We start from the raw sequence: 21887 nt of genomic DNA, 5'->3' as shown, positions 1-21887 counted from the left end.
ATTTTTCATAGTGTTATATTAATAAAAATTTAGAGAGGAATATAAATATGAAAAATTTAAGTAAAAATATAAAACAAAAACCAGATGCTATTTCAATTGTTGATCTTAATAAGCAATTTAAATCTGGATATGGTATCAAAGATATTAATTTTTTAGTAAAAAGAGGCGCAGTATTTGGTTATTTAGGACCAAATGGAGCTGGAAAATCAACAACAATTAGAACTATTATGGGGTTTATAAAACCAAATAGTGGGCAATCAAATGTTTTTATCAAAACAAAAAATGAAGCAAATATTGAAGAAATCATTTCATATGATTCATGAACTGATAGTAATAAAATTCAAAAAACAATTGGATACGTTCCAGGTGAAATTGCTTTTCCTGAAAATATGACAGGAATTGAATTATTAAAAATGGTTTTTAAATTAAGAAATATGTCAGATTGAGAAGACGTTAAAAAATACATTTATTATTGAGAATTTGATCCTAGTTTAAAAATCAAAAAAATGTCAAAAGGGATGAAACAAAAATTAGCATTATGTATCGCATGAATGCACAATCCCGATATTATTATTTTGGATGAACCAACAACTGGATTAGATCCATTAATGCAAGAAAAATTTGCAAATCTTGTTAAAGAATCTAAAAAACAAGGAAAAGCAATCATTTTATCAAGTCATATCTTTTCAGAAATTGAAAGAACTTGTGATTATGTTTCAATTGTTAAAAGAGGAGAAATTATTTCTACAATAAATATTGAAGATATTCAATATAATGATGAAAAAACATATGAAATCAAATTCAAAGATGAAGTACCAAAAGAAATTTTAAATTCAAAAAATTGAACCATAAATTCTAATGAAAATAATGTTGTTTTTTTAGTGGTTAAAAATGAACAAATTAATGAATTGTTAACATTAGTGTCAAAATTCAAAATTGAATTTTTAAAAGAACATCCTTTAGATTTAGAACAATATTTTATGAAATATTATCAAAATGAAATTAAAAAAGATGTTATTGATAACATCGAGAAACATAATGAAAAACAAAAAGAAATTAAAGGTAATTCAAAAGTAATTTTTGAAATTGTTAAAAGATCTTATAAATCAATGATTATGATGTGATCATTTTTAACTGCAATTACTTTAATAATGATCGTAGCAATGCTAGTAACAATGAAAGTTAATGGTTACTTTATTCCATCTCCAGATCCAAATACAGGATTTATTCTACCAGTAGAGGATCATGTTAATGGTATTGTTCAACAAATTATTGGAGACATGTTGTTTGGAAGTATTGGTTATGTATTAATGATTATTTTTGTTTTAATGAATGCAACTAAAATTGTGGCCTCAGAAATTGAAACAGGAACAATGGTTAACTTATTAACAACAAATTTAACAAGAAAATCAGTTATTTTAACTAAAATGTTAACTTTTATTAGTTTAATATTTACAGCAATTTTAGCTCAATTTGTAGTTACTTTAATTACTTTACAAGCAGTAGGACAGTTGCAATATGTTAGTTTAGATCTATTAGCTATAAAAGCTTTTGGAGCATTTTTATTATTATTCTTTACAGCAGCAATTGCATTTATTTTTAGTACATATTTTAATAGAGGTGCACAATCATTAGGAGTAAGCGGGGCTATTGTTATTATTTCATGAGTATTTCAAATAGCTTCAGGATTTGATGCTTTGGACTGAATGAAATACTTCTCAATAAATTCATTATTAGATCTTGGAAATTTAACAGATTTAAATAAACTTTCTGTATACTTGGGACAATATATATTTATGAGTTTAGCTGGGATAGGGATCTTTATTGGTTCATACTTTGTATTTACAAAAAAAGATTTACCTTTATAGTAAAAAAACAATTGTATTTAAGACTTAAAAGCTTTTTATAGAATTTTTTATAAAAAGTTTTTTTTTTTTTTTTTATTTATTTGGAATATATGCTTATTTATTGGACTTTTTATAGAATTTTTTCTATAAACTTACACTTATAACTTGCTTTTTTTTTTTTTTTTTTATTAAACTTAACATAGATTTTATTAGGTTAAATAATGAAATCGATTAGTTTAAAAAAACGAAAGGAATATTTAAGATATGAAAAAACTATTAGGATTATTAGGAGCTATGGGAATGGTAGCTTCAACAAGTTCAGTTGTAATTGCTTGTGGAGATAAACCAGAAGATACAAAAGCATTAACACCTGCTGAAGGTGTAGATGCTGCAAAAATTATTGAAACATTTGAAATTGAACAAGCTGATGGAAAAATTTCAAAAAATTATGAAGATACAGCAGCAATTCCAGAAGCAGAAGGAATTCCTGGAATTGAAGGTTTCCCTGGATCAACTTCAACAGTTGAATTTGATACTACAAAAGTATTATTTAATGAAACAAAAGAACTTGAAGGACAAAACTTAGAAACAGGTATTGGATACATGTTCTCAATTCAAGCTAAACAAGATGATACTTCAGCAACAATTTATGTAATTAAAACTGATGCTTCAGGATTAACAGAAGAAGGAAAAGGAACAATTAAAAACACTACTGTATACAAATACAAAGTGGATTTACCTCAACCTGAAGTTAAAGAACTTAAAGCAGACGATGTTAAAGCTAAAACTACAGGAATTAAAGATTTAGCTGATTTAGCAGCTGTTAATACAGAATTAGCAAAAATTACAATGGATGGTTTAGAATCATTGACAGCAGTAGCTAAAGATGGTTCAGAAACTGATGTAACTGTAACTATTGCAGTAGCTGAAGGATATACTTTAGTTGGAGATGCAACTTTTGATATTGCTGGTGCAATTAAAGAAGAAACAACACCTGAAGTTAAAGAACTTAAAGCAGAAGAAGTTGTAGCTAAAACTACAGGAATTAAAGATTTAGCAGATTTAGCAGCTGTTAATACAGAATTAGCAAAAATTACAATGGATGGTTTAGAATCATTGACAGCAGTAGCTAAAGATGGTTCAGAAACTGATGTAACTGTAACTATTACAGTTGCTGAAGGATATACTTTAGTTGGAGATGCAACTTTTGATATTGCTGGTGCAATTTTAGTAACTCCAGAAGGAGAAGATCAAGCATAATATTGATTTTCTATATTATAAATAATCAAAGTTATTAATTAATAACCTTTGGTTATTTTTTTATTTTGTATAGAATAATTACTAGGAGATGATAAAAAATGAGTATTTTAAATAAAACATTAAAATTTAATAATAATTTAACTATTCCTCAATTTGGATTAGGAACTTATAAATTAACAAATGAACAAGAAACTTATGATTCAGTAATGGCTGCTTTACAAGCTGGATATCACCATATTGATGCAGCAACAATTTATCACAATCATCAGTTACTAGCAAAAGCAATTAAAGACAGCCAAGTTGATCGCAATCAATTATTTATTACTTCAAAAGTATGAAATACAGATCATGGTTATCAAGAAGCTAAAAAAGCAATTGATGTAATTTTACAAGAATTAGAATTAGACTATATTGATTTGTTATTAATTCATTGACCAACAGAAAAACGTTTAGAATGTTGAAGAGCACTTGAAGAAGCTGTAAAAGAAGGAAAAGTAAAATCAATTGGGGTTTCTAATTTTCAAGTACCACACTTACAAGAATTATTAGAAGTATGTACAATTAAACCTGTTATAAATCAAATTGAATTACACCCAGCTTTACCAAATAAAGAAGTAGTTGAATTTTGTCAACAACACGATATTGTAGTTGAATCATGAGGAACTATGATTCGTGGAAAATGTTTTGAAATTGAACAAATTCAAAGTATTGCCAAAAAACATAATAAAACTGAAGCCCAAGTATGTTTACGTTGAGCATTTCAAAAAGGGTATGTAATTATTCCTAAATCTTCTAAACCAAAAAGAGTTGTTGAAAATACATTAATAGATGATTTTGAATTAGACAACGATGATTTTAAATTAATTGAAACAATTACACCTCATCGTGATGGACCAGATCCAGATAATTTTGATTTTTAAAATATACTCAAATATTATTTATAGTTTCAAAAGTAAATATTTTTAAAAAGTACTTTAAATGTAAAAAAAGTACTTTTTATTTATTTAATAGAAAATCATATTTAGAGGTGATCAAATATGAAAAAAATTTGCTTTGATATTGGAGGTTCATCAATTAAATTAAATATTTTTGATGAGAATAATATATCAATTTTAAATGACAAAATTATTCACAAGCAATTTATTATGACTGAAATAATTACAGGTTTTAAAATGAGAACAGTTAAATTACAAGATTGTTTAGAACAGATAAGAGAATATATTGAACAATTTAATCAAGCAGTAGAAGTGGGCATTGCAATTCCTGGAGTAATTGACAATATTAATAATAAAGTATTATCGCAATCTTCAATTTCAGATATCGATATTGATATAAATAATTTTTTTAGCAAAATAACTTTAGTTAAAAAATTAAAAATTGAAAATGATGCCAAAGCTGCTGCAATTGGCGAATTAATTTATGGACAAAACAATCAAATTACTAATGCTATAATTTTGACAATTGGTTCAGGACTTGGTGGGGGCATTATCATTAATAAAAAAGTTTATAAAGGGTCACATAATGGTGCTGGCGAATTTAGCCAGATAATTTCAAATATGAATAGTCAAGAAGTTAATTTAAATGAATTAATTGTTGGATCAACAAGCACAGGATCAATTTGTGAAATGTATTCTTATTTATCAAAATTAGATCACAAAATTAATGGTCAAGAGTTTATGCAATTAGTACTTGATAAAAATAAACTTGCTTTAGAATTATTTAATAAACAAATTAAAACTTTAAGAAATTTATTAATAAATTTTCAAGTAATTTTTGATGTTGAAAAAATATTAATTGGTGGGGGAATTAGCGATAATAATTATTTTATTGATAAATTAAAAGAAGAAGTAGATAGCATTAATTATTGAAAAATTAATGTTGAGAAATGTAAATTATCAAATAATGCCGCATGTTATGGAATGCTGGCTATTTTAGTTGATGAATATCAGTATGATTAAATATTATTTCTTTTAAAGAACCTTGGATTTTTCATTAAAATATAAGTGAGATGAATGAAAAATGAGGTATGAATAATGATTTCAATATATGAAAGAATTGAAAATGTAGCACGTCAAGAAGAAAACAGCAGTTATAAAATTATTGCTAAAAATATTTTAGAAGATTTTAGAGGTGGTCTTTTTAGAACCCAAAAAGATCTTTCTGATAAATGTTTTGTGTCAATGTCTACAGTGACACAATTTAGTAAACATTTATTGCTTAGCGGTTATCGTGAACTGGTTGTAAGATTAAAAGTTGAACGTGAAAAATTTAATTTAGCACTTAATAATAAGAAAGATGAATTTTATAAAGAAACTAATCAAAAACGTTTTGAATTATTAAAAAATATTTATGAGTGAAGTAAAAAAAATGAAGATTGATTGTCTTCAATTATTAATGAAATAAATGTAATGCGAAAAGTATTAATAGTAGCTTCATGACAAGCCAAAGATGTATGTGATATCTTAAGTAAGTTATTGCAATCTAAACTAATACGAGTTAAATTTATTAATAATGATGCAGATATTCTAGCATTAAATAATGCAGCTACTTATAAAGATTGAGTTAAGTTATGCATTATTTCTGGAAGAGATAATAATACTTTAATTAATTTTTATTTAAAAACACTAATCAAAGAAAAACATAGTTCAAATTTTTTAATATCATCTGCAAGTCAAATTGATAAGGTTAAAACAATTCCATTTGATAAGACTTTGATATTAAATTATGATAATGATGATTCTTCTTATGCAAGAAGAACTATGGCAATGCATTTGATTTTTCATGAAATATTTGAAAGTATAAAATAAAGTAATTTACTTTTTAAAAAGTACTTTTTTAACAAAAGGGAAATATTCCTTTTTTTTTTTTTTTTTGTACATTGAAGTTAGAAAGGAATATAAAAATGATGGAAATAAAAATTTATGCCCCTGTTGATTGTTCAATTAAACCAATTGAACAATCAACAGATGAAATGTTTGCACAAAAAATGATGGGTGATGGCCTTGTAATTATTCCAAAAACTAATAGTTTTAACTCACCATTAGAAAAAGCCAATATTTCATTAATTTTTGATACCAAACATGCTATTTTTTTTGAAAGTGAAAAAATAAAAATATTAATGCATATTGGTATGGATACTGTTAATTTAAAAGGCGAACCTTTTGAAATTAAAGTTAAAGAAAAAGACCAAGTAACATTAAAAACAAATATTGTTGATGTTAATTTTGAAAAAATTAAAAGTTCAAATCTTTCAATTGAAACACCAATTTGTTTTGATCAAGAAAACATTGAAAGTATATCTATACATTTAGAAAATAAAAAAGAATTTAAGCAAGGAGATTTAATTGCAAAGGCAAAAATTACTTTAAAAGTTCAAAAACAGGATAAACAAAATGATGATATTTATCAATTAAGAGAATTTAAATCTAAATATACAGTTGCAGCAGAACAATTTATTGGAAATGTTGGAGGATTACAAAATTTCTCTAAAGTTTACAATTGTATGACAAGATTGAGATTTGCAATTAATGATAAAAATAAAGTTGACTTAAAGTTAATTGAAAAAAATGAATTAGTGAAAGGAACTAATTGAAATGGTAATGAACTTCAAGTTATTATTGGAGGGGAAGTTTATAAAGTAAAAGATGAAATTGCAAATATTCAAGAATATGGAGGTAAAGTTGAAACTAATAAACTTTTAATTCAAAAACCACCAGTTTTTAGACGAATTTTGGCTATGTTAACTGGAATTATGACTCCTTTAATTCCATTGTTAATGTGTGTTGGATTACTTGCAGCAATTCAATCTGTTTTAGAACAAGCAGGTGTTATTAATGCAGTTACTGGAAATCCTGGAGATCAAGATTTAGCTTCAGCGATATTTTATATTTTAAGTAAAGTGGGATTAAATTTAATTGGTGTTATGTTTTGTTATTCAGCTACAAAATACTTTGGTGGAAACACAATGTTGGGTATTTTAGTAGGATTAACATTAACTTCAAGATTCTTTTTCTATGGTACACCAACAGAATTGACAACTGCTGGTTTTGGAGATTTTGTACAAGATCCAAAAGCAGGTATTGGTTGATTATTATTTAAAATTGGTGATTATCCAATTTTAATTAAAGGATATGAGGGTAGTGTTTTGCCATTTATTGCAGCTGCACTATTTGTAACTTATTTAGATAAATGAGTTAAAACATGAATGCCTTCAACAATTGATATTATTTTTAGAGCACTATTAGTTTACTTATTGACTATTGTGCCAATATTATTTGTATTTGGTCCATTTTTATCATTTATTGAATATGGACTAAGTTTAACAGTAACAGCATTTGAAAAAATTCCTTTAGGATTAGGAGTAGCATTATTTGCATTTTTATGACAAATTTTAGTTTTAACTGGAGTTCATGTTGCAGTAATTATGTCTGTTATGATTGGAACAATTATGATGGAACCAGCAGTTCCTTCAAGTTTAGTTGCTGTTGTTACAATTGCTGTTTTTGGACAAGTCGGAGCTGGAATGGGAGTTGCTATCATTACTAAAAACTCTAATTTAAGGAACTTTAGTGTAGGAGCTCTTGCAGCGGGAGTATTTGGAATTACAGAACCAATTATTTATGGTGCAAATTTACCAAAAGTAAAACCATTTTTAGCAGGTTGTTTTGGAGCATTTGTTGGGGGATTATTTCTTGGTATTTTAGATATTAAAGCTGTTAGGCCAGCTGGAATGGGAGTATTTGCAGTCACAGGTATTGGTACATTTACAGATCAATTATTATATGTGTTATCTTGAGTTATTGCAATTGGAGCTGCAATTGGATTTACCTTAATTAGTTACCAAGAAAAATGAGATGAATTTAAATATACTAAAAATATCTTCAAAAAAATTAATAAAATGTCTAAAAAAATTATGATTAAAAATGGAGTTGAAGTAAAAACAATTGAAGAACAATTAATTAATTTAGAAAAAAATTATTTAGATTCAATTCAGGAAGGTAAAGATGTATTTAAAGATTATATGAAATATATGTCTGCAAAATCTAAATTAGATATTAAATTAATAACTTTAAAATCTAAGGAAGAAAAAATCAAACAAAAACTATATTTAAAAGCTAAAAAATTGACTGAAAAAGATGGTGCAGACCACGAAATAGTTAAAAAAGCAATTGCAGCATATAATATATTTAATTTAGATGATAAAAAATCAATTATTGAATCTCAATTAAAAGATTTAACAAATGTAAATAAATCATTATTAGAAAATTATGCAAAACTTACTACAAAATTAGATGAAAACAGAGTCGAGATATTGGCAAATATTGAAAAACTTGTTAAATTCGCTCCAATTTTAAATTACAATGCGGGTTTATATAATGGAATATACTCAGTTGAAATTTCATTTGGAATTAAAGATCAAGAAGATATCTTATTTAGTAAGCAAGAAAAAATACAATTTAAACAATTAATAGCTAAATAAAAATAATCACAAAAAGTACTTTTTTACAAAAAAAGTACTTTTTCTTAAAATATATAATAATAAATTTAGGAGGAGTATATAAAATGAGTACAAAATTTCCAAAAGAATTTTTATGAGGAGCATCAAGTAGTGCTTATCAATTTGAAGGTGGTTATGACACTGATGGAAAGGGATTAAGTGTTCAAGATCTTGACAATCAATATTATCCAAAAGATATTACAGACTTTAAAGTAGCATCAGATCATTATAATCATTGAAAAGAAGATGTAGCTTTAATGGCTGAAATGGGATTTAAATCATATCGTTTTTCAATTGCATGAACAAGAATTTTGCCTGATGGTGATGGTGAAGTAAATCAAAAAGGAATTGAGTTTTATAATAATTTAATTGATGAATTGTTAAAACACAATATTGAACCAATTATTACAATGTATCATTTTGATTTACCAGCAGCTTTACAAGAAAAAGGGGGATGACAATCACTTGAAACTGTAAAAGCTTTTGAAAAATTTGGTCGTGTTTTATTTGAAAACTTTGGTTCAAAAGTTAAATATTGATTAACAATCAATGAATTAAATGTCATTATTATGGCTGGACATATTATTGGTGTTGTTAATAACAAAGAAGAATGAGAGAAAGTTAGATGACATGTATTTCATAATTTAAATTTAGCTCAGGCGAAAGCCATTAATTTATTTAGAAAAATGGTGCCAAATGGAAAGATTGGTCCAGCACCAAATATTTCTGATGTTTATCCTGCAAGTTCAAAACCAGCAGATAATAGTGCATCATTTAACTTTAATGTTTTGCGCAATTGACTGTTTTTAGATATTGTATGTAAAGGTCAATATAACCCTTTTTTCTTAAAACTTATTAAAAAACAAGGATATGAATTTAATCCAAGTGAAGCAGATATGCAAGAAATTAGAAGTGCAAAACCAGACTTTGTTGCTTTAAACTATTATTCAACTTTAACTGTTGAAATGATGGAAAAAGATGAAAAAGTTGGAGATAAAGTTGACCAACAAATAGTGATGGGAATACCTGGATTTGGAAAAGCTGTTAAGAATCCAAATTTAGAAAAAACTCAATTTGGATGAGAAATTGATCCAATTGGATTTAAAAATACTTTAAAAGCAGTTTATGATCGCTATAATTTACCAATTTTAATTACAGAAAATGGAATTGGTGCACGTGAGCAATTAACAGCTGAAGGAAAAGTTCATGATGATCACAGAATTGAATATTATACAAAACACTTTAAACAAATGGCACAAGCAATTGATGAAGGTGTTGAAATGATTGGATATAACCCTTGAAGTGCGATTGACTTAGTATCAACTCATGAAGGAATTTCAAAACGTTATGGTTTTGTCTATGTAAATCGTGATGAATTTGATTTAAAAGATATGAAAAGATATCGAAAAGATAGTTTCTATTGATATCAAAATGTTATTAAAACAAACGGTAGTGAATTTTAGAAAGAAGGAATTAAAAAATGAAGTTTCCTAAAAAAGAATTTTTTTGAGGAGGAGCAACAGCTGCTTCACAAGTTGAAGGAGCATATGATGTTGATGGTAAATCATTGACAATCTCAGAAATGAGAGCATATAATCCAAATTTAAATAGAAAAGATATGACAGAGCTTAGAAAGTTAACAAAAGCAGATTATTTGGCTTCAATTGAAAATAAAGAGGGATTACATTATCCAAAAAGATTTGGAATTGATATGTATCACAGATATAAAGAAGACATTGCTTTGTTTAAAGAAGCTGGAATGAACATTTATAGAATGTCAATTGCTTGAAGTCGTATATTTCCAAATGGAGATGAAAAAGAACCAAATCAAAAAGGTTTAGATTTTTATCGCAACTTATTTTTAGAATGTAAAAAACAAGGAATTGAAGTAATGGCTACAATCCAACACTTTGATTTACCTTATCCTATTATTGAAAAATATGGAGGATGAAAAAATTATCAAGTAATTGATATGTATGTAAAATATGCATCAACAGTAATGAGAGAATTTAAAGATTTAGTCACTTATTGATTGCCATTTAATGAAATTAATGTAGCAATTTGATCTCCAGAAACTGGATCAGGTTTATTTACATCAGAGTACAGCGATAAAAAAGAAATGTTAAAAGATTCATATCAAGCATTGCATCATCAATTTATTGCTCAAGCAAAAGCAATTGCAGAAGCACGAAAAATATCAAGTAATTTAAAAATGGGATGTATGATTGCCAATATGACAACTTATGCTTTAGATTGTAATCCAGAAAATGTATGAGAAAATGCTCATACTCAACAAATTGCAAGATACTTTTTCTTTGATATGGTTGCAAAAGGAAAGTATCCAACATATATGAAAACTTTCTTTGAAGAAAAAGGAATTAAATTAGATATTAAAGAATCTGATTTAGAAATTTTAAAAAATAATACAGTTGATTATTTAACATTTAGTTATTATATGTCTGGAACTGTTGCAAAAGCAAGCAGAGAAGAAACAGAAGCTAATATGTTAAGAATTGGTAAAAACCCATTCTTAAAAGCAACAGAGTGAGGATGACAAATTGATCCAGTGGGGTTAAGAATTACATTAAACGATTTATGAGATCGCTATGAATTACCTTTATTTATTTCTGAAAATGGAATTGGTGTAATTGAAACTTTAAATGAAAATAATACGGTTGAAGATGACTATCGTATTGAATATTTAAAAAATCATATGATTGAAATTGCAAATGCAATTAATGATGGAGTTGATGTTTTTGGATATACTATGTGAACTCCAATTGATGTCGTTTCTGCTTCAACAAATGAAATGTCAAAACGTTATGGTTTAATTTTTGTAGATTATGATGATTATCATAAAGGAAGCGGAGATAGATTTAAGAAAAAATCATTTGAATGATTTAAAAAATTCAGAGAAACTGATGAATTATAAAAATATCTTTATAATCTATAGAGAATAAGAAAGGAATAAATAGTTTTATATGAGAGCTGTAATTTTAATGTTTGATACATTAACTAGAAAATATCTTCCAAATTATGGAAATGATTGAGTAAAAGCTAAAAATTTTGAGCGTTTAGAACATAAAGCAATTACATTTGATACATTTTATGGAGGCAGTATGCCTTGCATGCCTGCAAGAAGAGAAATGCATACTGGAAGATATAATTTTTTACACCGTGGGTGAGGCCAACTTGAACCATTTGATAATTCTGTATTTGAAATATTGAAAAAAAATAATATTTATACTCATTTAGTGACAGACCACTCACATTATTGAGAGGATGGAGGTTCAACATATCACAACAGATATGACACTTGAGAAGGTTTTAGGGGTCAAGAAACTGATAGATGAATGCCAGTAACTAAAGACTTAAACTATAAAAATGAACATTATTTAAATAAACCAAGAAAAAATATGGAATTTAATATTGAAAATCGAGCACATTGAATAAAAGAACAAGATTATTCAAGTGTTAAAACTGTAAATGCTGGCTTAAAATTTTTAAATAAGTTTAAAGATAGAGATAATTGATTGTTGCAAATAGAATGTTTTGATCCTCATGAACCATTTTTAGTGCCAGAAGAATATAGAAAACTTTATGGTTGTACAGATTCTGAAGTTCGTCCAAACTTTCCAAAATACCAAGATATTGACTTTGAAGAAAACAAAGAAGAAATTTTGGCAACTAGAAAAGAATATGCAGCTTTAATTAGTATGGTAGACAAATATGTTGGTAAAGTTTTAGATTTCTTTGATGAAAATAATCTTTGAGAAGATACTATGTTAATTATTAATACAGATCATGGTTTTTCAATCGGAGAGCATAATTTTATTGGAAAAAATTTAGCTCCATTCTATGATGAAATTATCCATACTCCATTCTTTTTACACATACCAGAATTTAAAGAATTAGATGGGGGAAGAATTTCTGAAGTTGCCCAAACAATAGATATTCCCAAAACAATTTTAGATTATTTTAAAATATCTGATGATTATGATCGAGATGGAAAATCTTTATTAAAACTTTTAAAAGAAAAACAAAAAAATCATGAGTCAATATTATTTGGTATGAATATGGGACACGTTGGTATTTTCGATGGAAAATATGTATATATGAGAGCATCAAAGGATAGTTCAAATTCTCCTAATGCACAATATACATTAAATTTTAATTTAATGAGAGGTTTTTTACCAAAAGAGTTATTAAAACATATGACTTATGTTGAAGGTTCAAGATATTCTGATGGAGTTCCATTAATGAAAATAAATTTACCTGCAAATGGTTATATTGATTCATATAAATATGGAAATCTACTTTTTGATATGGAAAATGATCCCGAACAATTAATTCCAATTAAAGATTCACAGTTAGAACAAGAAATGATCAATAAATTAATCAAAAGATTAAAAGAGGTAGATACCCCAATTGAAATATATCAAAGATTAGGATTAGAAATATAAGTGCTATGATAAAAATTAAGGGACATCAATTTGTAATGGGATCAAATAAAAGTGATGGTTTTGCTTATGATTTAGAATCTCCTGAAGTTATTGTTAATGTAAATGATTTTGAAATAGCATCAACTCCTGTTACAAATCAAGAATTTCAAAAGTTTGTAAATGCAACAGGTTATATAACTGATGCAGAACATAATAATAAATCTTTTGTGTTTAGAGATTCTATTTCTCAAGAAATTAAAGAAATAAGTAACATTGTTGAAGGCTTACCTTGATGATATGAAGTAATTGGTGCTAATTGAAAGCAACCCTTTGGACCTAATTCTTCAATTGAAGATTTATTAGATCATCCTGTTGTTCATGTTTCTAGAAAAGATGCAATTGAATATTGTAAATGAGCTGGATTGAGATTACCAACAGAAGCTGAATGAGAATTTGCAGCTAGGGGAGGATTAGAAAAAAAACCTTATCCATGAGGAGATGAGCTCTATATTAATGGAGAAAGAAATTGTAATATATGAAATGGTGAATTTCCTGAGTGGGATAATAAAAAGGAGCTACCTCAAGTAAAACCAGTAAAGAGCTATACTCCAAATGGATATGGTCTTTATCAAATGAGTGGCAATGTTTGAGAATGATGTTTAAATAGACGATGAGTTGAGCTGAAAGATTTTAATGACAATAATTATTTAAATACATTATTTTCAGATGTCTATAAAAATATTGAAAATGCTCAATATGCTATACGCGGGGGATCATTTTTGTGTCATGATAATTATTGTCGAAGATATAAGGTTCATGGAAGAAATGGAAATATAGCAAATTCAACTTCAAATAATTTAAGTTTTAGATGTGTTAAAAATTAAAGTACTTTTTCTAACAAAAAGTACTTTTTTTTGTTTTCTTTGTATAAATATATATGAAAGGAAATGAATAAATGAATGAATTAAAATTATATGCCCCAATTGATTGTGAAGTTGAATCAATTGAAAATTTAAATGATGGTGTATTTAGCGAAAAAATGTTGGGTGATGGGATTTTTTTAAAACCATTAAAAGATGTAGAAGAATTTTATTCAGTATTTTCTGCAGGAAGTATTGAACAAATATTTAATACTAAACATGCTTTTTTTGAGAAAAGCAGTGAAGGACCAATTGTTCTTGTTCATATTGGTCTAGATACAGTTACATTAAAAGGTTCTCCATTTAATTACAATGTAACAGAAAAACAAATTGTAAATTTAAACTCTAAAATTGTAGACGTTAATATGAGAGAAATTAAAGAAAGTAATTTACGAACTGAAACTGCAATAGTTTTTGATGAGGAATCATTTAATGGGTGAAAAATTTCAAATATTAAAAAAGGTAAAGTTAAAAAAGGAGATGAAATTTTAACTTTAACTTTTGAAGGAATTAAAAGAGAAATCACCAAAATTGACTTTAAAGAAGCATTAGAAAAAGGATTAGATGATAGGGATAGATTTTCTATTATTGCAGATGAAATATATTCTTTAGTAGGTGGAGAAAGCAATTATAACAAATATTATAATTGTATTACTCGTTTAAGATTTGATATTAAAGATAAATCAAAAATCAATGAAAATGAAATTAAAAAAATTAGTTTAGTTAAGGGATTTAATTGATCTGGAAATGAACTTCAAATAATATTTGGTGGCGCTGTAAATCGAGTTAGAGAAGCCTATGATAAATATATTAAGATAAAAGATTCAGGAGAATTTGATTTAAAAACTGGAGGTAAAAAATATTTACCAAATAAAAAATCATTTGCAAATAAAGCTATGGACATGTTTAAAGGTATTATCTTACCGTGTCTTCCAGTTTTTCTTGGAACTGCATTAATTACAGCAACAAAAGCAATATTAGAAATCACTGGAGTAATTGAAGTTGTAAATACAGGATCAATTTATTCAAACTATAATATTTTTGAAGTAATATTATTTACTCTTGCTTATTCAAGTAGTAGTTTTTTAACAATTTTTATTTGTTATTCTACAGTTAGATATTTTAATGGAAATGGTATATATGGTTTAATGGTTGGAGTAATTATATCTGCACCATTACTATTTAGAGGTATTCTTCAATTTGCTCCTGGAACAGAACAGGCAATTGGAATGGGCGCTTGAAGTTATCCAATTTGACAAACAAAATCATTTGTTGAACCTAATGGTTTGCCAGTAGTTTGATTGAAACTTGGTGGAATGCCCAATTCTTTAATTGCAGGAATTGGTGCAGGTTATTTAGTAGTTAAATCACAGAATTTCTTTACTAAAATTATTCCAGGAAATGCTTCAATGGTTTTAATACCTCCAAGTATAATTTTATCTGTTGGTGTATCAATGTTTTTAATTTTAGGACCAATGATTGGTTTTTTAGAAACATTCTTAGGTCAAATGGTAGGTTTATTAATTAAAGTACCATGAGGAATTGATAGATTTATTTTTGGATTACTGTGACCAATGTTAGTAATTACAGGAGCACATGTCTCATTACTGATGATTATTACATTGCCTCGTATAATGGATCCAGGAAATGTAAATATTGCAATTCCATTATTAACTTGCATATTTTGTTCTGCTTTAGGTCAAATGGGTGTAGGAATTGGACTTCTATTTAAAAGTAAAGATCCAAAAGTAAAAGAAAATATTTATGGTGCATTGCCAGCAAGTATTTTTGGTATAAGTGAACCAATGATGTATGGGGTTAATTTACCAAATGGAAAAGCTTTCTTCTATGCTTGTTTTGCAACAGCCTGTGGAAGTTTGGCAATTGGAGTTACTGGGGGAAATAATTGACCACAAGGTGGAAATGGAATTTTAAGTATAATCAATTCTTTAGGACCTGATGCTTCTGTTACATCTTTACTTTCAAATATGTTTGGATGAATTGTAACTTTAGGTGTAGGAATTACTTTATCTCTTTTATTAGTAAAAAATAGAGCCGATGAAAAATCTATTATTAGTTCAACTAATAGATATATAAGAAGATTATTTACAAAAAATAATATTGTTTTACCACAAGTAGTTGAAAAAAATATGACTGCTCTTGAACAATTAATGACAAAAGAAAATAAAAAATTAATTAAAGATTTAGAACAAAAATATTCTAAGTTAAGAACATTAGAAATTAAAATTTCAAAACTTGAAATTGATTTAAATAGTAAAAGAAATGTTTTATCTAAAAAATTCAATAAATTAAGAGGAAAAAAAGATCAAGCAACTTTAATTACTTTACTTGAAAAAATAAATGAAATTCAAAATTCAACAATTACAAAAAAATATGTGGATCAAGCAAATATATTAAAAAAAGAAATTGACCAATTAAATATCCAATATAATACTTTGCTTGATAATTTAACAAAACTTTATGAATTAATTATTGTTGATGTTAAAAAACCTTTAAATTATGAATTTATAGATGAATTTACTAAAATGTATTTTAATGGAGTGCAATCTATGAATATTTACTTTGATAATGTAAAATCACAAAAAGTAAATATTAATAAAAAAGACTTGTATAATTTAAATATTCAATAGATTTTAATTAAAAGACATGGAATAGATATTCCATGTCTTTTTTATTGTTAAATTACATATTTATAGAACTTATTTTTTAAGAATTAATAATATCAATTAACATTTTAATTTCAGAAGCTCAAATTAAAATGATTAATATTCACTTAATAATAATTTCTTTTTTTATTATCCTTTTTAAATAAATTGCACTAATTGCTCCAATTATAGCTGCAATTGAAAGCGGAAGGACTAGGTTAAGCATAATTGTTTGATCTGAAAAGAGTTCAAAATTAAAAAATAAGGTAATAAAACTTGAGATTGCAATTAAAGTATGGCTAATAGGAGTACTATTTTTTACATCTAATTTAAAAATCATTAGAAGTAAAGGCATAAGAATAGGACCGCCACCCATCCCAGTTAGTGAAGTTATTAGTCCAGATAATAATGCAATTGTTGATAAAAATAATCAATTTAATTTAAATTCATTATATTGAAAATACATTCATTTGTTTTTCTCTAAAATATCTTTTTGCTTCAATTTATTTTTAGAAAAATAGTATTCATTAACAATTAATAAAATAGTTACAATTGTTAACATTACTAAAATGATTATTTTTAAATAATTATCATTTGCTAATAAACTATTAATTCAATTTCCTAAAAATATTGTTGGAACTGAAAAGGTTATACCTATTAGTAAGATAATGTAACTAAAACGCTTCTTAAATATTTCAATTAAAACATTAAATAATGAAGAAATTAATACTAAAAAAGTTGAGATAAATTTTATTTTTTCTAATTCTAAAATAGAACTTGAAAAGAAAACTAGTAATAATGGAACGTATAATACTCCACCACCAACTCCACTTATTGAACCAACTGAAGAGATTAATATTACTAATAGAAATAGACTACAAATTATTCATATACTCATTTTATCCACCTATATTTAATCAGTTTATTTATACCATTATATAATCTATATTTAAAAAAGTAATTTAATTATTTTAAAGTACTTTTTTAAATAAAAGGGTAAATTATTTTCAACATTAGAATTTTAATTTTTTTTGTATAATTAGAGTATTATTTGATACATATTGTATTAAATAAAAAGGAGTAGGAAATTTATGTTGAAAAATTTTAAAGGATATAATGTGTTTGAAATTACAACTAAAATAACTGAATTTCTAAATAAAGTAAAGTTTACTTTACTTTATTTAGAAGAAACTGTATTTTTTCCCGAATCAGCAGGACAAGTTGGTGATTTAGGAATAATACAATTCAATAATAAAGACTATAAAATACTTGGTCTTACAATTAGTGATGATAAAGTTGTTCACAAAACAGAACTAATTGAAGATATAGAAGTAGGTTCTATTGTAACTGCAAAAATTGACAAAAATCATAGAGATTTAGTTAGTCAAAACCATAGTGCTGCGCATTTATTATTCGATACTCTAAGAGAACTGTTTCCAACATCTTTAGGTAAAGGGTATTTTAATGATGAAAATGGGTTAAGAATTGATATGCAACTTAATGAAAAAGTTGATTGAAATTTAATTTTGAAATTAAATGAAATAGTTACAAATAAAAGACAAACTACAGCCAACAAAGAAGAAATTATAGTTGATGCTAAAACTGCAAAGGAAGAATATAATCTTTCGATTGAATTTAATGAAAAAGAACTAGAAGGTGATTTAAGAATTGTAAAATTTGATCACGTTTCAATTCAATTATGTAGTGGGACTCATGTTAATAATTTATCTGAAATTAAGGATTTCTTAATTTATGATTTTGAATCAAAAGGAAATAATATTTATAGATTTTATGCTAAAACAAATGAAATATTAATTAAAGATGAATACAATAAACTAACTGAAAAAGAAATCTTAGAAGTTTCAAATCTTTTTGATAAATATGCAAAACTAAAACAACAATTTGGAAATGATCAAAATATTGAACAAGCCTTAGAAACATTTTTAGAAATCAAAAAAGATACTTTAAATTTTAATTGAGATTCATTTTTAAAATTTAAAATATTTATAAATGATTTAAAAAAGAATATGAATGAATATTTTGTTCAAGTAGAGACAAAGAAAAAAGATTTCTTATTTAACAAATATAAAAATATTGAACCAAATATTAATGGAGAAACTAAAATATTTATTTTAGAAGAAAATGGTTTAGAAAATAAAGATTATAATTTTATTTGTGATTTGATATTAAAAAATAATTCAAATTCTTATGTTGAAATTATTGATCAAACTTCTAAAATGTTTTTTTGTAAATCTAATGGTTCTATAAAAGCATTTGAAAGAATGCAAGAGCATCAAACTTTTAATATTAAAGGTGGAGGAAATGAAAAAACTGCACAAGGAAAAATTATTGAAAGAAAAAACTCAAATTAGATTTGAGTTTTTTCTTTCAAAATTTCAATTTTACTTTTTTTAAAGTATTTTGGAATAACTAAAGTACTTTACTTATTCCAAAATAAATTACTTTTTTTTTTTTTTTTGTACATTGAAGTTAGAAAGGAAATTAGAATATGCAAAAAATAAAAATATATGCACCAGTTGATGGTTATATTGATTCAATTGATAAACTAAATGATGGTGTATTTAGTCAAAAACTGCTTGGTGATGGTTTTTATATTAGAGCCTCTGGAAAAGAAAAAAAAGATTTCTTTTCGCCAATTGAAATGGGAAAAGTAAAATTTATTGCAGAAAGCTTACATGCAATTTTTTTTGAACTTGAAAAAGATTTAAGTATTTTAATGCATATAGGTTTAGACACAGTTAGTTTGGATGGAAAACCTTTTAGCAATGCAATTGAAATAGAAAGTGATGTAAATCTTAGCAAGAGAATCATATCTGTAGATATTAATTATATTAATAATGCAGGTTTAGACCATGTCTGTCCAATTACAATTAATTCTGAAAGTGATGAATATAGATTTAATATTTTAAAAGTTGGAGATGTTAAACAAGGGGAATTAATTGGAGAATTTGAATTAATTAATAAAAACGATGTTTTAAATAAAATTATTGATCCAAAAGAATTCTTTGCACAAGATAATAAGTTTGCTCAGATTGCAAAGGAAATTAATAATCTAGTTGGGGGACAAGCAAATTATAATAATGTTTATAATTGTATGACAAGATTGCGCTTTTCAATTAAAAACAAAGAATTAGTTAATGAAGAAAACATTAAAAAAATTAATCTTACTAAAGGAATAATTTGAAATGGTAATGAACTTCAAGTTATTATTGGTCAAGAAGTATATAAAGTAAAAGATGAAGTTATTAAAGATAATGAAATCAGTCTTGGAAATTTTGATTTGAATTCAAAAGTAAAGGAATTGACTTTATTTCGTAGACTTTTACAAACTTTTGCCGGAATAATGACACCAATTATTCCAGCTTTTTTAAGTGCAGGAATGATTTCTGCAATAATTGGTATTTTAACGTGAGTGGGAGTCATGCCTGCACTTGGTTTTGTAGATACAACACAATTATTTAATGAAAAATGATGATGAGTAATTTTATTTGTTATGGGAAAAACAAGTTCAATGTTTATTGGAATAATTGTAGGTTACTCAGCTTCTAAATTTTTTGATTTAAGAAGAATAATAGGAGTAGTAATTGCACTAATACTTTGTTCGCCCATCCTATATAGTAATGGTGGAGAAATGGGTATGGGTGGAGAATGAGTAATTGTTGATTTTGGTGAAATTAAAGGTATTACTGATATTGAATTAAATTTAATTATTCAAAAAATAACAAAATTAGTGATTACAGGAGCACAATTTAAGTTATTTGTAGTTATTGGAGCAATTTATATTGCAAAAAAACTAGATGATTGATTAGGTAAAAAAATTCCAGTAATTATTGAATTAACAATTCGCCCATTTTTAGTTATATTATTAACATGTACATTAACTTTTATAATTCTTTTACCTTTATGAAATATTTTTGAAGGATTATTTGGAGTAATAATGTTTTATATTGGTAAATTACCATTTGGACTTGGAGTCGGAATTTATTGTGCTATATGACAAATTTGTGTTTTATTTGGTGTCCATATGGCTTTGGGAATAATTTCTTCAATTCAAATTATAGTTTCTGCAACTACTGGATTAGGAGGATATGCTTTATTTACACCTGGTTCTTCCATTTCTGTTTGAGCACAGTGAGGAGCAATGGTTGGATTAATGATAATCACTAAAAATTCTGCCCTTAAAAAACAAGCTATAGGTTTAATTCCAGTAGGTATTTTAGGAATTACAGAACCAATTATATATGGAATTAATTTACCAAGAAAAAGAGTATTTTGATCAGGTATTTTAGCAGCATTTATAGCAGGTTTATTTGCAGGATTTGTTGGAGTTACAGGAAGAATTCAAACTGGAATAGGTATTTTTGAAATTATTGGTGCCTTTCAATATCCAATCCAAGATCCAACTGGTTCAATTGGTATTCCTTTAGGGCAATTAACACAGTTGAATAACGGAATTTTCTATATATTGTCTTGTTTAATTGCAATTGGTGCTTCAATATTACTTACTTTATTATTTAATATTGAAAGAAAAACTGAAAAACAAAGCCTTAAATTTGTTTCAGCAAAACTTTTATCAATAATGAAATTACAAGGACTGATAAATGAAAAAAACAAAAAAGAAGTTATTAATATATTTAATGAAATTCCAGAATTAGTAACAGTTGAAGAACAAAAACACATTAAAGAAATTGAAAAAAAAGTTCAGAGACTATTAAAATATGAAACACAATTAAATTCACTTGAAACAAAAGAAGTCAATATTAATGACAAATACATGGAAAAAGGTAAAAATTTAATTAAAAAAAATAAATTAAAAGAAGCTGAGCAATTAATTGAAATTATGCAACAAAAAAACTTTGATTTAAGAAAAAATGAAATTAAAGAATTAATTAGCAATGTAAAAACAGAGATTGATTATAAACCAATAGATAATTTTGTTAATTCAAAAATTCAAGATATCAAAAATAAATTAGTAAATATTAATAAGACATATAATTTTGAATTAGTTCTTTTACAAGAAATTAATAATTCATATAAAAATGCTTTAAATGTTATGCGTATACATTATGATATTGATTCTAAAGAACCTGAATATAATTTTGCTAAAGAAATAGCTATTTTAAAATCTATTAATAAAGAAAATAAAAGCAAAATTAATAAGAAAATATAATTTCATTAAAAATATGTTATAAAAAATGAATTAATAATCATAAATTATTATTGAAAGAGCAAAT

General features: G+C 25.8%; 14 protein-coding genes. 13 read left to right on the top strand and 1 reads right to left on the bottom strand.

Going from position 1 to position 21887, the window contains the following annotated elements; genetic code table 4:
* Positions 1-47: 47 nt before the first annotated feature.
* The 11 genes from SCULI_RS05615 (at position 48) to SCULI_RS03125 (ending at position 16617) form a co-directional block, all read left to right on the top strand.
* Positions 48-1868, top strand: a complete 1821-nt coding sequence (locus SCULI_RS05615) for an ATP-binding cassette domain-containing protein (protein WP_084656572.1) — start codon at positions 48-50, stop codon at positions 1866-1868.
* 243 nt (positions 1869-2111) lie between these two features.
* The gene (locus SCULI_RS03170) at positions 2112-3107 is read left to right on the top strand and encodes a lipoprotein (protein WP_025363196.1); all 996 of its coding nucleotides are present in this window, start codon (positions 2112-2114) and stop codon (positions 3105-3107) included.
* Positions 3108-3205: 98 nt separating this feature from the next.
* The gene (locus SCULI_RS03165) at positions 3206-4027 is read left to right on the top strand and encodes an aldo/keto reductase (protein ID WP_025363195.1); all 822 of its coding nucleotides are present in this window, start codon (positions 3206-3208) and stop codon (positions 4025-4027) included.
* Positions 4028-4144: 117 nt separating this feature from the next.
* A complete protein-coding gene (locus SCULI_RS03160) occupies positions 4145-5065 on the top strand; it encodes an ROK family protein (protein WP_025363194.1) in 921 nt (306 codons plus the stop codon).
* Between the two features lie 54 nt (positions 5066-5119).
* Entirely contained in the window at positions 5120-5914 is a 795-nt protein-coding gene (locus SCULI_RS03155; protein WP_084656570.1) for a MurR/RpiR family transcriptional regulator, read from the top strand.
* 95 nt (positions 5915-6009) lie between these two features.
* Positions 6010-8586, top strand: a complete 2577-nt coding sequence (locus SCULI_RS03150) for a glucose PTS transporter subunit IIA (protein ID WP_038648079.1) — start codon at positions 6010-6012, stop codon at positions 8584-8586.
* Between the two features lie 83 nt (positions 8587-8669).
* The gene (locus tag SCULI_RS03145) at positions 8670-10067 is read left to right on the top strand and encodes a glycoside hydrolase family 1 protein (protein WP_025363191.1); all 1398 of its coding nucleotides are present in this window, start codon (positions 8670-8672) and stop codon (positions 10065-10067) included.
* A gap of 17 nt (positions 10068-10084) precedes the next feature.
* Positions 10085-11536, top strand: a complete 1452-nt coding sequence (locus tag SCULI_RS03140) for a glycoside hydrolase family 1 protein (protein WP_025363190.1) — start codon at positions 10085-10087, stop codon at positions 11534-11536.
* 49 nt (positions 11537-11585) lie between these two features.
* Positions 11586-13067, top strand: coding sequence for a sulfatase (locus tag SCULI_RS03135; RefSeq protein WP_025363189.1), 1482 nt, complete (start codon positions 11586-11588; stop codon positions 13065-13067).
* A gap of 5 nt (positions 13068-13072) precedes the next feature.
* Positions 13073-13930, top strand: a complete 858-nt coding sequence (locus SCULI_RS03130; RefSeq protein ID WP_025363188.1) for a formylglycine-generating enzyme family protein — start codon at positions 13073-13075, stop codon at positions 13928-13930.
* A gap of 71 nt (positions 13931-14001) precedes the next feature.
* Complete coding sequence (locus SCULI_RS03125; protein WP_025363187.1) at positions 14002-16617, top strand: PTS glucose transporter subunit IIA; 2616 nt, start codon at positions 14002-14004, stop codon at positions 16615-16617.
* 76 nt (positions 16618-16693) lie between these two features.
* Here the strand turns inward: SCULI_RS03125 and SCULI_RS03120 are convergent, their stop codons facing one another.
* Positions 16694-17530, bottom strand: a complete 837-nt coding sequence (locus SCULI_RS03120) for a sulfite exporter TauE/SafE family protein (protein ID WP_025363186.1) — start codon at positions 17528-17530, stop codon at positions 16694-16696.
* Between the two features lie 193 nt (positions 17531-17723).
* Here SCULI_RS03120 and SCULI_RS03115 point away from each other — a divergent pair, with 193 nt between their 5' ends.
* Positions 17724-19004, top strand: coding sequence for an alanine--tRNA ligase-related protein (locus SCULI_RS03115; RefSeq protein ID WP_025363185.1), 1281 nt, complete (start codon positions 17724-17726; stop codon positions 19002-19004).
* A gap of 137 nt (positions 19005-19141) precedes the next feature.
* The gene (locus SCULI_RS03110) at positions 19142-21823 is read left to right on the top strand and encodes a PTS glucose transporter subunit IIA (protein WP_025363184.1); all 2682 of its coding nucleotides are present in this window, start codon (positions 19142-19144) and stop codon (positions 21821-21823) included.
* Positions 21824-21887 lie beyond the last annotated feature (64 nt).

Origin of the sequence: Spiroplasma culicicola AES-1 (assembly GCF_000565175.1) — a bacterium.
Taxonomy (GTDB): Bacteria; Bacillota_I; Bacilli_A; order Mycoplasmatales; family Mycoplasmataceae; genus Spiroplasma_A; species Spiroplasma_A culicicola.
Note: the sequence above shows the minus strand (reverse complement) of the source record. Positions and strands in the feature narration are given on the sequence as shown.